The organism is Cobetia sp. MMG027 (genome assembly GCF_027947415.1).
Lineage (GTDB): Bacteria > Pseudomonadota > Gammaproteobacteria > Pseudomonadales > Halomonadaceae > Cobetia > Cobetia marina.
This window is the reverse complement of sequence record NZ_JAQJIO010000002.1, coordinates 404,814-417,220: the sequence shown is the minus strand read 5'-3', so window position 1 is coordinate 417,220 and position 12,407 is coordinate 404,814. Positions and strand designations below refer to the sequence as shown.

22 protein-coding genes are annotated in these 12,407 nt (G+C 59.3%); 4 read left to right on the top strand and 18 right to left on the bottom strand.

Annotation, left to right across the window (positions count from 1 at the left end; genetic code table 11):
• Window position 1: 1 nt before the first annotated feature.
• From PJK54_RS03905 to PJK54_RS03895, 3 genes are read right to left on the bottom strand one after another with little or no spacing between them, the layout of a single operon-like run.
• Entirely contained in the window at window positions 2–241 is a 240-nt protein-coding gene (locus PJK54_RS03905; RefSeq protein WP_043336586.1) for a head-tail joining protein, read from the bottom strand.
• Between the two features lie 32 nt (window positions 242–273).
• The gene (locus PJK54_RS03900; RefSeq protein ID WP_271302290.1) at window positions 274–2,337 is read right to left on the bottom strand and encodes a phage terminase large subunit family protein; all 2,064 of its coding nucleotides are present in this window, start codon (window positions 2,335–2,337) and stop codon (window positions 274–276) included.
• Window positions 2,330–2,830, bottom strand: coding sequence for a DUF1441 family protein (locus tag PJK54_RS03895; RefSeq protein WP_271302289.1), 501 nt, complete (start codon window positions 2,828–2,830; stop codon window positions 2,330–2,332). The genes PJK54_RS03900 and PJK54_RS03895 overlap by 8 nt, the downstream gene beginning before the upstream one ends.
• A gap of 260 nt (window positions 2,831–3,090) precedes the next feature.
• Here PJK54_RS03895 and PJK54_RS03890 point away from each other — a divergent pair, with 260 nt between their 5' ends.
• Window positions 3,091–3,312, top strand: a complete 222-nt coding sequence (locus tag PJK54_RS03890; RefSeq protein ID WP_176493358.1) for a DUF2188 domain-containing protein — start codon at window positions 3,091–3,093, stop codon at window positions 3,310–3,312.
• A gap of 152 nt (window positions 3,313–3,464) precedes the next feature.
• Here PJK54_RS03890 and PJK54_RS17855 read toward each other — a convergent pair whose 3' ends face one another.
• Window positions 3,465–3,791, bottom strand: coding sequence for an HNH endonuclease (locus PJK54_RS17855; protein WP_442870665.1), 327 nt, complete (start codon window positions 3,789–3,791; stop codon window positions 3,465–3,467).
• 141 nt (window positions 3,792–3,932) lie between these two features.
• Between PJK54_RS17855 and PJK54_RS17850 the strand changes: the two genes are divergently transcribed.
• Both PJK54_RS17850 and PJK54_RS03885 read left to right on the top strand, forming a co-directional pair.
• Window positions 3,933–4,142, top strand: a complete 210-nt coding sequence (locus tag PJK54_RS17850) for a DUF2188 domain-containing protein (RefSeq protein WP_442870664.1) — start codon at window positions 3,933–3,935, stop codon at window positions 4,140–4,142.
• A 46-nt stretch (window positions 4,143–4,188) separates the two neighbouring features.
• Window positions 4,189–4,380 carry a DUF2188 domain-containing protein gene (locus PJK54_RS03885; RefSeq protein WP_271302288.1) on the top strand — a complete coding sequence of 64 codons (192 nt, stop codon included), beginning with the start codon at window positions 4,189–4,191 and terminating at the stop codon, window positions 4,378–4,380.
• Window positions 4,381–4,385: 5 nt separating this feature from the next.
• On the opposite strand, the gene PJK54_RS03880 is transcribed toward PJK54_RS03885, so the two are convergent.
• Window positions 4,386–4,685 carry a hypothetical protein gene (locus tag PJK54_RS03880; RefSeq protein ID WP_271302287.1) on the bottom strand — a complete coding sequence of 100 codons (300 nt, stop codon included), beginning with the start codon at window positions 4,683–4,685 and terminating at the stop codon, window positions 4,386–4,388.
• A gap of 249 nt (window positions 4,686–4,934) precedes the next feature.
• Here PJK54_RS03880 and PJK54_RS03875 point away from each other — a divergent pair, with 249 nt between their 5' ends.
• The gene (locus PJK54_RS03875) at window positions 4,935–5,117 is read left to right on the top strand and encodes a DUF2188 domain-containing protein (protein ID WP_271302286.1); all 183 of its coding nucleotides are present in this window, start codon (window positions 4,935–4,937) and stop codon (window positions 5,115–5,117) included.
• A 47-nt stretch (window positions 5,118–5,164) separates the two neighbouring features.
• Here PJK54_RS03875 and PJK54_RS03870 read toward each other — a convergent pair whose 3' ends face one another.
• The 13 genes from PJK54_RS03870 to PJK54_RS03810 all read right to left on the bottom strand — a co-directional run bounded on the left by PJK54_RS03870 (window position 5,165) and on the right by PJK54_RS03810 (window position 12,372).
• Window positions 5,165–5,590 carry a hypothetical protein gene (locus tag PJK54_RS03870; protein ID WP_271302285.1) on the bottom strand — a complete coding sequence of 142 codons (426 nt, stop codon included), beginning with the start codon at window positions 5,588–5,590 and terminating at the stop codon, window positions 5,165–5,167.
• The gene (locus PJK54_RS03865; protein ID WP_131431534.1) at window positions 5,578–5,931 is read right to left on the bottom strand and encodes a phage holin, lambda family; all 354 of its coding nucleotides are present in this window, start codon (window positions 5,929–5,931) and stop codon (window positions 5,578–5,580) included. Before PJK54_RS03865 ends, PJK54_RS03870 begins: the two co-directional genes overlap by 13 nt.
• Window positions 5,932–5,975: 44 nt before the next feature.
• Entirely contained in the window at window positions 5,976–6,506 is a 531-nt protein-coding gene (locus PJK54_RS03860) for a glycoside hydrolase family 24 protein (RefSeq protein WP_271302284.1), read from the bottom strand.
• Window positions 6,507–6,906: 400 nt separating this feature from the next.
• Entirely contained in the window at window positions 6,907–7,137 is a 231-nt protein-coding gene (locus PJK54_RS03855; protein WP_084208173.1) for a hypothetical protein, read from the bottom strand.
• A gap of 544 nt (window positions 7,138–7,681) precedes the next feature.
• A complete protein-coding gene (locus PJK54_RS03850) occupies window positions 7,682–8,239 on the bottom strand; it encodes a hypothetical protein (RefSeq protein WP_271302283.1) in 558 nt (185 codons plus the stop codon).
• Window positions 8,240–8,274: 35 nt separating this feature from the next.
• The gene (locus tag PJK54_RS03845) at window positions 8,275–8,811 is read right to left on the bottom strand and encodes a VRR-NUC domain-containing protein (protein ID WP_271302282.1); all 537 of its coding nucleotides are present in this window, start codon (window positions 8,809–8,811) and stop codon (window positions 8,275–8,277) included.
• A complete protein-coding gene (locus PJK54_RS03840; RefSeq protein WP_271302281.1) occupies window positions 8,808–9,110 on the bottom strand; it encodes a hypothetical protein in 303 nt (100 codons plus the stop codon). Before PJK54_RS03840 ends, PJK54_RS03845 begins: the two co-directional genes overlap by 4 nt.
• Before the next feature lie 178 nt (window positions 9,111–9,288).
• Window positions 9,289–9,645: a hypothetical protein gene (locus PJK54_RS03835; protein WP_271302280.1), complete on the bottom strand. Its 357-nt coding sequence runs from the start codon at window positions 9,643–9,645 to the stop codon at window positions 9,289–9,291.
• Window positions 9,638–10,381 (bottom strand): replication protein P, encoded by a 744-nt coding sequence (locus tag PJK54_RS03830; RefSeq protein WP_271302279.1) that lies wholly within the window; start codon window positions 10,379–10,381, stop codon window positions 9,638–9,640. Before PJK54_RS03830 ends, PJK54_RS03835 begins: the two co-directional genes overlap by 8 nt.
• Window positions 10,323–11,222 carry a DnaT-like ssDNA-binding domain-containing protein gene (locus tag PJK54_RS03825; protein WP_271302278.1) on the bottom strand — a complete coding sequence of 300 codons (900 nt, stop codon included), beginning with the start codon at window positions 11,220–11,222 and terminating at the stop codon, window positions 10,323–10,325. Before PJK54_RS03825 ends, PJK54_RS03830 begins: the two co-directional genes overlap by 59 nt.
• Complete coding sequence (locus PJK54_RS03820) at window positions 11,219–11,479, bottom strand: hypothetical protein (protein ID WP_271302277.1); 261 nt, start codon at window positions 11,477–11,479, stop codon at window positions 11,219–11,221. The genes PJK54_RS03825 and PJK54_RS03820 overlap by 4 nt, the downstream gene beginning before the upstream one ends.
• Entirely contained in the window at window positions 11,476–11,796 is a 321-nt protein-coding gene (locus PJK54_RS03815) for a hypothetical protein (RefSeq protein WP_271302276.1), read from the bottom strand. The genes PJK54_RS03820 and PJK54_RS03815 overlap by 4 nt, the downstream gene beginning before the upstream one ends.
• An 81-nt stretch (window positions 11,797–11,877) precedes the next feature.
• Window positions 11,878–12,372 carry a phage regulatory CII family protein gene (locus PJK54_RS03810; protein ID WP_271302275.1) on the bottom strand — a complete coding sequence of 165 codons (495 nt, stop codon included), beginning with the start codon at window positions 12,370–12,372 and terminating at the stop codon, window positions 11,878–11,880.
• Window positions 12,373–12,407: the final 35 nt, after the last annotated feature.

Sequence of the window (12,407 nt, the reverse complement as noted above, 5' to 3'; positions counted from 1 at the left end):
ATCACAGCCCCTTAGATGTCGTGGTGTAGCGGGTGCGGGATCTCAGCCGGCGGCCGATATGCGAGGCGCTGGCCACTTGTGCCGCGATGGTGCGCTCCAGCTCGCGCAGCTTGTCGATGTCGGCATCTGCATAGCTCAGCGTTTTGCCGTTGGCCGTGCGAAACGATGTCACCCGCTGGCCGGTGGCCAGATCGAGCACCGCCTGGCGAACGCGGGCGAGATCATCAGCGGTATATGCCATGGGGTAGGCTCCAAAGGTTGGCCGGCCACGCCCTATAGGCGCGACTTGACCACCCGCCGGCGTTTGCGCGCGGCCGGTGGCTTGGGTTGAGTGACGGCGGGAGTGGCGTCTGGCGACTGCGAGATCAGCGCGTTGTCATCCCAGGCGGCTGCCCAGGGCGGCGGTGCGTTCCAGTCGATGCGCTCGCCTTTCATCAGAATGAACAGCGCCAGGTTGTACACGCACAGATCAAACGCCTCATTGGGTCGCTTGCCTGGCTTGCGCCATTTGCCGCTCGCGGGGTCGCGGATCTCATACGTCAATTCGTCGTACCACCAGCGCCCCAGCCAGCTGGGTGTGTGCAGGTAGCCCGCGCCGGCGTTGTCGCGGTCCATCATCGCGGCAACGGCGTCTTTCAGCAGATCGGTGCCCAGCAGGTAGAGCGGCACGTCACCGCGCGCAGTGGATTGGCGCGACTTGCGGCCGGTGTTGTCCGGCCACGTCTTGCGCACCCGCGAGCTGCCGCGCGTGCTCGAGCCTTTGACCAGGAAGGCGCGCGACTGCAGGCCATCGCGGCGCAGCCGGCGGTGCCAGTCATATGCCTGGCTGGTCACGCTCTCCTCGCCCTCGCCCTCGCCGCCGGTATCCACCGCGATGGATGCCACCGGCATGCGGCGGCCGCTACCGTCCTCGAGCTTGTAGCTGCGCAGCAGAACGTCACGGGTCAGTAAATCCCAGTCCTCTGGCTGGGTGGCCGGCGAGATGGGGCGCGGCTCCTGGTCATTGTCGGGGCCGCGATCCTCCTTGATGTTGAAACGGTCGATCACCCAGCATTCACGGTGCGCACCCCAGCCCTGGATCTGCACGACAAAGCGGCGATCCTTGCCGCCCTGTACATCCACGGCAGCGGTCAGGAAGCGCACGCCCTGGGGTACGGTGCGCCGCTGGTAATCCTCGGAGCGATCAGCCAGCCGCTCGCTCGAGCGTTGCGTGGCTGCGCGCCGGCGCAGATAGGGCCGGCCCCAATCGGTATTTATCACCGCCTTGAGCGTTTCCTGGCTGTCAGTCTGCTGGTACGTCTCCTCGGCACGCCGGAGCTTTTCATTAAGCGACGCCCAGGACTGGAAGGCAGCCGCCGGCCCCTCCATCCAGAATGAGGCGATCCGCGATCTGCGCGGGGTGCCGATCATCTCGCCGGCCTCATCGAGCTGGGCACCCTCGGGCACCCAGCGGCCGGCCAGGTTGAGCTGACGCTTAGCAGCGGGGTCGATCTCGGTGCCGCAATGCGGGCAGAACACGCCCCCCGCCTGCCGCGAGAAATTGTCCATTACCGGCGGGAACCACTGCCGGCAGTGCGCCTCGGGGCACTGCCAGTACCAGAGCCGCCGGTCGCCGGCGTTGAACAGATCCAGAATGCCGGTGGTGGGCGGTGCCATATGCGGGGCATCGTCGGGACGCCGCCAGTCGGGGTCGGTGATCTCGCGCCCTGGCGAGGACTCGGCCAGCGTCATGCCGGTGGAGCCAAATGTCTGGGTTCGCTTGCTGGCGAGCAGGAACGCGCTACCCTCGCCATCCACGTCATCGGGCAGGCGGTCGAAATCGGTGATCAGGACAAACTGATAATCGCTCGAGGCAAGGACGTTCTTTGACGGCCATTTGATGCCCAGGTAGTTGCCGGCGCGGAATGTCTTGTCATGCACGTTGTTGTCGTGGCCGCGCGGACTCATGCGGCCGACCAGGCGAGGCGAGTTGACCAGCATGCGGTCAATGCGTTTCTTGCTGAACTCGCGCGCCTTCTCCTCACTGATCTGCACGATCAGGCCATCGCCTGGATCACACTCGATCTTGTAGGCGACATAACCATCCACCAGTGCATTGGTCTTGCCGGTACGCGCGGGGCCGACAAAGATCACGGCGTCATATAGCCGCGATCCCATGCAATCCAGCGGCTCGCGCATATAAGGGGTGGTGTCTGCGCTCCAATCGCGCACGGTGCCATCACCGCTGACCACCTTCATGACCTCGGCCGCTGACTCGCTGGGCTGGATGCGGCGAGGCGGCCGGATCAGCTCGGCCACGTCGCGCCGGATAGAGGCGGCACTGGCGGTGCTAGTCATCGTCGCTCTCTCCATCATCCGCGATTACTGCCTGGTACATCTGTTCGCGCAGCGCATCGGTCACCTGCTCCACCAGCTGGATGCTCTCGGGAGCCAGGCCGGCGTCGCGCTCCAGCATGTCGGCCAGCGAATCCAGGCCACTGGCCACCGCCTTGGCCAGCCGGCTCATCTCGCGGTGCGCATCTTCCACCGGCACCAGCAGGCGCAGCTGCTGCTCGAGCTTCACGCGCTCGGTTTCGGACTGATACCACGCCTTGCGATCCTGGGGCGGCAGATCATCGGGGTCAGTGCCGGCCGCCCCGATCATGTCGGAGTAGAGCGCGGGACCGACATCGGCCAGGGCATAGACGCTGGCCCCACCACGCTGGCCGGCCGGCACTACGCCGGCGGCGCGCAGCCGCTTGCGCACGGTGTCGCGGTGTAATCCGAAGGCGTCAGCAATGCGGGTGATATTCCAGTGGTACGCCTCTTGTAGTGCGCTGATGTCTGCCATGCGCTGGCCACCCTCTGCTGATCACGTCACTGCCGGAGCATCGGCACCATCGGCACCATCGGCACCTCGAAAGTCAGGAAACACGCGGGATTGCGTGCGGTGCTGCTGCCGACGCTAGAAACTCGAAAAATTGCCGAGATCCGCGAGTCTGCGCCCCCGTGGTTGCTGATCCAATAGTGGTAAGGACCCGGGATTTTTTGGCATTCAATTTATTCGTGGGCCAAATTAGATAAGGCATCACTACACAAGGAGGATTGAAGATGCCTACGAATGTTTGGGTAACTGTCCACCCCAATGGATGGGCAGTGAAGCGCGAGGGCTCTGAGAGAGCTACGCAAACCTTCGGTACACAGGCTGAAGCCATTGCGCACGGACGAGCTCTAGCTAAAAAAGATAAGGTCGAGTTCATTTTGCAGGGGCGTGATGGACAAATACGCGAGCGTGATAGTTACGGTAATGACCCGTATCCGCCGAAAGGCTGAGTAATTCCTACAATCGAGTCAAAGAGTCTTTCTCACACTCGTTACAAAGTTCATTTTTCAAATTCGCGGGTGTGAGAAAGAAACGTAACGGAACGGTGGCCGCCCCCAAAGGTGGTAGAGATTGCACCCCCTCCCCCCTCTCAGGGCCTGCCTCAATCTCCTGATCTGGCCGCCAGTGCCTCGCTTGCCGTCTTGGCTTGGTGGCAGACCTTGCAGATCGCCTCAAGGTTGTCAGCGGCGTCTGTGCCACCCTGAGCCTTACCCACAATATGATCGACTTCAGTGGCTGGCGTGATGCGATTCATGCGCACGCATGGCTGGCAGAGGTAGCGATCACGCTTGAGAATCGCGCTTCGCACTCGCCGCCATGGCCGTCCACCTCGGCCTTGCCCGCCTCGCTTGCTCTTGCCCCAGTTGATGGCGCGACCGACATGCGCCTCGCAATACCCGTGAGAGGCAGTCGTCTTGCCACCACACATGGGTGCCTTGCAGGGTCGCGGTGGTTTGATAGGCATACAAAGACCTCAACAGGAGAGTCGATAAGAATTTTTATACTTATTGATGCAACCAATTTGGTGCATCAAAATTGAAATAATATATCTGCAGAAAGAGAGATCGAGATGACGGCTCCTAGCAGCATTCGCGTGGTCGCTATCGGCAACCAGTGGGGCGTGAAGCGAGAGGGGAAAACGCTGTGTATCAGATGCTTTACAACACAATACGATGCGATTGATTACGCACGCGGCCTCGCGGCCCAGCTGAGAACCAAGCTCGTGATCGAAGCGAGAGGCGGAAACATTGTTGATAAATACTCATCATTACTACAGTAAGAACTACACATATAGCGAACACGGCTTTCGATCACAGGAGCCTCTTATGATGATCGAGATGTATTTCTATCAATGCTCTGATGGCTGGGCAGTGCGTCGTGAGTACGAAGATATCCCTCACAAGACGTTCAAGAATGAAGACGAAGCCCGCGAGTACGCTAAGACTCTCAGTCACATCAAAGGCTACAAGCTCTATGTCATCCGCGATGGTGGGAACGGGCGAGATCGTGTGCCCTAACAGAATCACTCATTCCCCACGTCTTCTGGTCCATCGGCCAGGCGCTCGAGGATCGAGGCCGTCGCCGTGCGGTCATCATTGAAGCGCCGGCGCTGTGACTCATAATCGGCCAGCAGGCTGAGCAAATCGCGGTTGGATGTCACTGGCCGATCAGGGGCAGGCAGTGGATTGAGCAAGTAGCTCGGCACCTCAGGTGTGCACTGCCACTCAGTGGGCATAACGACTGGCTTGCTCTCGAAGGCGCTGCAGCCACTCAGCAGCAGCGTCAGGCACAAGCCGGTCAGCCCAATCACCAGTCGGCGCATCGTCTCTCTCCATCCAGCGTGCAGCTACCCGGGCAGCCACATTTGATCGACCATTAAGGGCACGACGCATTTTACGAGATTTTAGTAAAATTATTCTTGTGCTTGCTAAAAAACATTTTATTCAGGATAAATAAGATGTATAAGCAAACGTCATTCGCTTAATTTTACGCAAAAATTCTCTTGCTTGACTTCAGCATTATGATTGCCAAGCAAACGTGAATATCCAAAAGTGCCCTCAAGGATTAAGACATGTCGCATACCATCATAGTGATTGCTAGAACTGGCACCTGGCTAGTAAAAAGCCATGAGAGGAAGTTCAATACGAGGCTATTTACTACCCAAAAAAGTGCTATAGATTTTGCTAGAGAGCTAGCGAAAGACATCAGAGCAGAGTTAGTCATTCAGGCTAAGGTTGGCAAAATTGGGCATTAGATGGATAGTCAAACAGAATGCCTAGCACTTCAGGTATGCACTGCCACTCAGTGGGCATCACCACCGGCTTGCTCTCGAAGGCGCTGCAGCCACTCAACAGCAGCGTCAGGCACAGGCCGGTCAGCCCAATCCCCAGTCGGCGCATCGTCTCTCTCCATCCGGCGTGCAGCTGCCCGGGCAGCCATGATAGAACGGTCATCTTGGGCGCGGCTGGCTTCGCGTGCCTCCAATGCGATGGACAATCGCTTCATCTGATTGCCGTAGTGCAGCGCCATCATCTCGAGTCCGCGGTTGACCGCCTTCTCGGTGGATAGCTCAGCATTGAGATCATTGGCATGCTGCTCGGCCTTGGTCGCCTCATAGGTCTTCATCGCACCCCAGCCCAGCACCACCGCCATCAGGATGACCTCGACCTTCACACCTGATATCAGCTTGCGGCCCCATGCCCACGCGGTCGTGATCAGTGCAGCCATCGTCCCAGCACCTTATCGAAGATGGCGTCAGACTTGGCACGCAGCCACTCGACACCGAGGAAAGCGATCGCAGCCCCGATGGCCACGGCCATGTCCTGATCCAAGCCGCCCCAGTCCAGCAGCGGCTTGAGCGCCAATGTCAGGCCACCCACCAGGGTCGCCTCTAGCAACGACTTGTAGAAGCGGCCACCGGCATGCAGGCCGCGCAGCAGCGCGATCACGAACGACAGGCCCGCTGCATAGAGGTTGGCTTGATACGGCTGCAGCCACTCCAGCAGCATCTGCCATGTCGATGGATCGCGGTGTGGCATATCGGCGGGCTCGTGGTCGTCGTCATGCATATGGCCTCCTGAGTCGGTAGGCCCTGCGTAGTTCGTCGTTATCGTTATGCGATGTGGCCGCCAGCACGCACGTACACGCCCAGCAGCTCATCGGTATCAAGCTCACGCTGCCCGTATCCTGCCCCGGGCAAGCTCGCCCAGATCCGCCGGCAAGCGTGGATGGCCTCAGCGATGCGCCCGTCATACACCAGCCCCAATGCCCGACACTGGCGGATCAACTGCTTGGCCGCCTCATCCTGAGAGGCCGGCGAAAAGTCCGGCAGGTGGAAGCGCTTGGCCAGGTCATCCCACGTCCCTACCAGGAACTGATACCGGCCAGCCGCCGTGCTGTGGATGTTGTACGACTTCAGCCATACCGACTGGCGGGGGTGATCATCGAAGCCATCGAAGGTCTTGCCACCCACCAGCACGTCATAGCCCTCGATCGAGCTGAAGCGCGGCGTGCCCTCGGCATAAGCGATGGTGTCGAGGAAGGCGGCAAGGTTGCTAGCATCGTCAGCCGTAGGATCAATAGACGTGTCAAAGCCCACCAACTCGATTTCATCGAACCAGTGAAGAGGAAGAGAAGCTGCCATGATAATCACCAAAAATAAATTAAAAAATCCTGCACTAGGCAGGATTTTTTAATTTATTCAAGAATAGGTTTGACGCGATTCTTGGAACTGCAATAGGTCTTGATCAATCCTAAATTCAGTATAAGCAGATTTAGCAAGCGGATAGCTCAACCCAAGTCCATTATATTCGAAAACCACTTGCTGAAACGTCAAACATTCTCTAGACATCGTTTCGTATATCGCCCCACCTAGCAAGGACAATTCCCCAGCTTGACCTCGCTCGATAAGTTCTTTGGTCAATTTCGTCATTTCTAAGATACCTCGATCACGTTTTTGTAATCGAAGTGTAATCAATGAAATAATAGGTTACAAACCCGAAGATCAACGCTCACCTTACTTACGCTTGCCTCATCTCAAAAACTCAATACCGATCATACGAGTAGCTGGGTCTGATCTTCCTGGAGAAGCGCCCATGAGCCAGTGCTTCCTTGGCCAGCCTCGCGTCCAAGCCCACATACCAAAACTCCTCAACCACCTGCTCCAGCCCCATCCCTATGTCGTCACAGAGTATGCACATAGCTTTTCCTAGCGCGCTAAAATCGCCCTTCTGGGCCTCATTTATTACCGTAGGGTTGATCGTATCGTCTTGCATAGCACTGCCCTCCATTAATCAATGCCGAAAGTATAGAGCATGTTAACGTCAAGCTAGCAAACGATAATAAAACGAAAAAGTTGTGCGATATTGAGACAAAAGCTAACCACGAGCGCTATTTTCTTGTTGCCCCCGCGTACCTTGAAATACACGAGGGGAGATTAGCTTCTCAAGTAACATCTGCACTCTCTGGCTTTTTTTAAGCAACTAAGAAAATGGTCTTCATTACATGCGCGCAGTGCAATTTCTCGCGTCAATCCCATATGCTCATAACGTTGCACTAACTCATCAAGGGTAAGCTGATGGATAGAGGCCTCACGATTCAATAAAGATCCTAAAGCTGCTAATTCACCTGCCCCGGCTTTCTCGATAAGCGTCGGATCTAGCTCATTCATAAACACACCAAATTTTTTGGGATGAGCTAGAACATAGACTGAATCACATGATGGAAGGAAACATTAGAATAAACGGTGATCCAGAGACGCAAGAATCACACAATAACTGAATCGTACTCTCTCGCGGCCACTTTTTCAACATATGGTAGTCAGGTAGCCATTTCGGCCTGATAAAGCACCATATGCAGTAGAGAATCACGACCACGCGCCGCTGCTTTCCGAAGCGAAGTAGATGACTTGAACGGCGTCACCTTCACCGCCCCGGGCACCCAGCCCAACCGTGCCAGTATCGCTACCTGAGCCGCCACGGCCTGCGATTGGGTCATCATGCGCGGCGACTGGCAATGCTGCACCGGCGGAATGGCATAGGCCGCCAGCAGTACCGCCATGCGCTGTCGATCGCTCAATCGTGACAGCAACGCCGCCGCCATCGTCCGCCACTGGCTTTCCTGCTGATAACGCTCTGCCGCCTTGCCGACGTGATCCACCAGCCCTGTGCATTCGCCACGGCCTTCTCCCATGCCGCCCACCGATGACACCTGATGCCATCCGGCATTCTGATGGCGCAGCCCGGTGCGATACTCGATCTCTTCCTCTAGCAGCTCATCCAGAGCATGCGCCAACGCCTGCTGACGCCTCACGCCCTCCGGCAGCTTATCGATCAGGCGAAAAGTCTCCGCCAGCCCCATATCCTCGATCCGCTGCATGCCCTGCCCTCCTGCTCCAAGTTACTACGTGAGCACTATGCCGTTGCCTTACGCCACTCACTGCCATGCGGCATCACCTCCGGCTCACCGGACACCACCGTCTCGGACCAGCTCGCGTAGGCCACCAGCACCGCCTTGGCCTCATCCACGCCCTTGGCCAGCACTGCCAGATAGCCATTGCCCTCCATCTTCTCCAGCCATTCGCGCTGGCTGGCCGAAAAATCGGCACTGTGAGGCGGTGCTGCTTTGAACTCGATATAGAGGCCGTGCCACCCGCCTCGCGCTGAGGCGACCACTAGATCACTGACACCGGCACGAACGCCCTGGGCCTTGAGGTCGGCAGCCGTTTTCTTATTGCGCTTGCCGCCATTGGGGACGTGATAGGTGACATCCTCGAGCAGCACCCCCACCTGCTTTCCGCGTCGCTGCTCGCCTTTGAGCCAACGGATCAGCACCTTTTGCTCGTTGCCCTCGCGGTCGATGCGTGGCGCCGACTTGCGGGCTTGGCCGGCGGTACGGCTCGGCGACTTGCGGGCCGTCACCTCGGCGGAAGGATGTGTTGCCCAGCTCATGACGATGCCCTCACCTGATTGGATTGCCAGCGGCGATAGTTGGTGATGATCCGACGCAGCATGTGCGCCGCCCTCGGCTCGTGGTCGATCTCAGCCCGACTCTTCACCCCACAGGCCGTGCGAATGAAGTCCACCGCGTCTTCCTCCTTGTGCGTACCATCCGGCATCACATTGGTATCGATGCCATGCCGGGCGCGGCGAGCCTGATCCAGATAGCGATGGAATCCCTCGGCCTGGCACAACATCGCGGCCTTGCGGGCCAGTGGACCGCCAGCGGGCTTGGGTGCGGTCTCTGTCACGCTTGCCCCCTCAGTCGCTCACCATTGGCATTGAATCGGGGAGCGCCCAGGGCAATGCAGCGCTTGCACGTCCCCAGGCAACCCGCTAGCTGATGGACGGTCACGCGCCTACCGCAGGCAAAGCAGCGGCGCAGGGCTGAGCGATTCGGCCGCCTGTAGCTGCCAGCGGGGCGATAGCTCACTGCAACACCCCCAACATATCCGGCTGACGTTTTACCGGCGCCAGGCGGATCAGGCGGTATTCATGCGCAGCACTGTCTCCACGTCGGCGGCTCTCCACGATCAATCCATGCTGGCGCCGTAGATCTCGCAGGCGTGCACTGATGGCTGCCTCACTATCCAGTCGATCGAAGCGCTTGCGGATCTCGGCAGCCAGCTCATGCAGCATCAGCCACGAGCGCGATTCACTGAGTGCCAGATAGGTACGGCCTAACTGACTTGCGGGATTGTCCAGCGTCGCACGCCGTGGCCGTGGGGTTCTGCCAACGCTGGCACCGGTAGTAGTTATGAGCGCCTGGTGTTCATGGTTATCCATGTGCTAACCCTCCCCGCATCATCTTCAGTGCCTGGGCAGGTGTAATGCCTGCCAGTTCACCCGCTGCTTTACGGGCCTTCTCCTCCCCCGCCATCGCGGCACTTTCTGCCGGCGACAGCTGGCCGTCATGTCCAATCGCCGCTTGCGGCTTGAGGTCATCACCCCGGGCGTATCGCTCTACCACCTGCTGGTAATACACCCGAAAGGCACGTTCGTGCTTATCCATTCGCTGATAGCTGGCAGACGCCATGCCGTGAAGATCCATGTGCTCGCCCGCAGCGGCGATGGCCTCATGCGGGTACGGCTTTCCGGTGAAGGCGTGGTCCTGCAATGCCTGCCAGGCGGTATCGAAGTCCGGCAACCCAAGGCCCTCGGGCGTCATCTGACATAGCTCGGCGAACTGCATGGCGCTATCAGGCGGGAAGGCGTTGCCACGCTGTTGAAGTGACTTGGCCGTGCGGGCTTTCTCGGCCTGCAAGCCACAGCGCAGATGCTGGGTGCTCAGGTGACTCAGGGCCGCCAGCCACTCACCTTCCACGTCACAGCTCACCCACTGGCCATTTTCTTCAGTGCCCCAGCCCATCTCACGGCAGCGGCGGTGCCAATGGGCGCCATGCAACTGGGCCAAGCGATCGAACAAGGCATCCACCGCCTTCTGGCTCACCCGTGGCAGGTCATCACATCCACTCGCCATCGATGACATCGCCGGACGGCGGCTGGCCTTCGGCTTGTTCACGGCGGCGCTGCTCAATGAGTGCACGCCCTTCAGCGGCTGAGAGTTTCGAGTTACGGATTGGACCAGTTGAGCGACGGCTTCCATGGGTGCCTCCAGCGTTGCGTGCATTGTTGTTCGATGAAGTGTTGGCGTTCTGGCTCATGCGGGCCTGACGGGCCGCTTCTCGCTTGCGGTTCTCACTCACCCAGCCCGCGAACTTGGCACACCAGGCATGATGCGAATGCCTCCGACCGGGCTGATCCGCGAAGTGCGCGGTGAAGTCCGCCAGCTCGCCCTGATCCCATGTCAGCGATGGATCACCCCGGCGCACTGTTTCCGTCTGCCAGTGGGTGGCATCCGGCTGCCAGTCCAACGTCATCGATACCTGACGGGCACCACCAGTCACTGACGGCTGGCCGTTGTCAGCCTGCTGGGCGGCATTGGCAAAGATGGGATGTTCAGCTTGGGGAGGTGCGGTGGCAGGCTCGGCAGGCGCCTCTTCCTCATCGCTGCCGCCCATCAGCGCCTCTAGCTCTTCCGGGGACGGCTCATCGGCGGCTTGTGGTTGCTCCTGGTCATCGCCCATGGCAAGGCGGTAGAAGTTCGAGGTCTGGCGTCCGGAGGCTGTCTTGCGGGCCACAACCGTCATGACCCCTTGCTCGACCAGCGCCTCAATCGCGCGCTGCACCGTACGCATCGAACAAGCCATCTCATCCGCCAGGCGACGAACGGACGGCCAGCACACGCCCTGCTCGTTCGCGTAATCGGCCATCAGCAACAGCAACAGACGCGGGCCCGCCTTGATCGACTCAGGCATCTCGGGCATCACTTCACGCGCCCAACTCATCGCATACAGGCTCATGCCTCACCTCCCGCCAACTTCAAGTGACGTGCCGCACGCGCCCGGTGCCACTTCTTGCCGCCCAACTCATCGCTCTTGTTACCTCTGCGGGCAGCGAGAATGGCATTGCACTTGTGCCAAGTGGCATAGGCTTCGTGGTACTCACGGGCCCGCACCGGCTGCTCATGGCGGATATCTTCTCGCTGAGCAACATGACGACTCGCGCGAGCCATCTCGGCTTCAATACGTGCCGTGCTCATGCTTGCCGTTATCGTCATGCCGTTACCTCGTCACCCTTGGCAGCCATCCCCAGCGACAAGCGCTCATAGCGTCCTGCCTCGCTCATGTGGTGGTCGATCGACAGGGATCGGCGGGCATCTTCCTTGGCCGTCTCCCCCTGCCCCTTGCCACACTCCAGCAGGGCCACCACAGCCAGGTGGTGCTGCATGCTCATGCGCAAATCGATCACGCCACCCACCCGCTCACGCTTCTCGATGGCCACCGCCAGTCGATAGGTCTCGGCCTTGAGGGACTCACAGCTCCAACCGCGATAGCTGGTCAACATCTGCTTGGCTTCACTCGTCTTGATCGTCATGCCATACTCCCTTGGCATAGTGAGATGCTTCCCCCGGAATGGTTTGGACGCCTTCGGGGGATTTTCGTATCTGATGCCCGGTTATCGGCTCACCACCTTCAGCGGCTTACGCATCGCCTGCAGCTGGCCCATCAGGGTGCTCATCTGCTGCTCGATGGCCTTGTGCTGCGCTTCAAGCTGCGCCGCCTCTTTGTCATCTATCTCGCCATCCGCAATCGCCGCCTGAATCAGCGCCGCCATCGCACCCTGGCCCTGCTGGGCATCCAGCACTGACGCGAACACGTCACCACGACTCACCTCGCCCTGCTCATAACGCGGCACCGCGACCATCCCCAAGTGATCGAGAAACGGGGCGATCAAACGCATCTGATGCTCGCGATCCACGTTCCAGAAGATCCCCACCACATCGATCAGACGCATCGGCATGGGGTCGTCCTCGGCCACTCGGCGATAAAGTGACTTCACCGACATGCCGATATCGCTTGCCAGCACCTTTGGGCAGCACTCGAAAACCACGTCATGCACCGCATCCAGATAGGTATCCATGTCACGCTCGGGGGCTGTATGGCTGTCCATGGTGAATCTCTCCGTGTTCATTCCGTTTAAGCCGA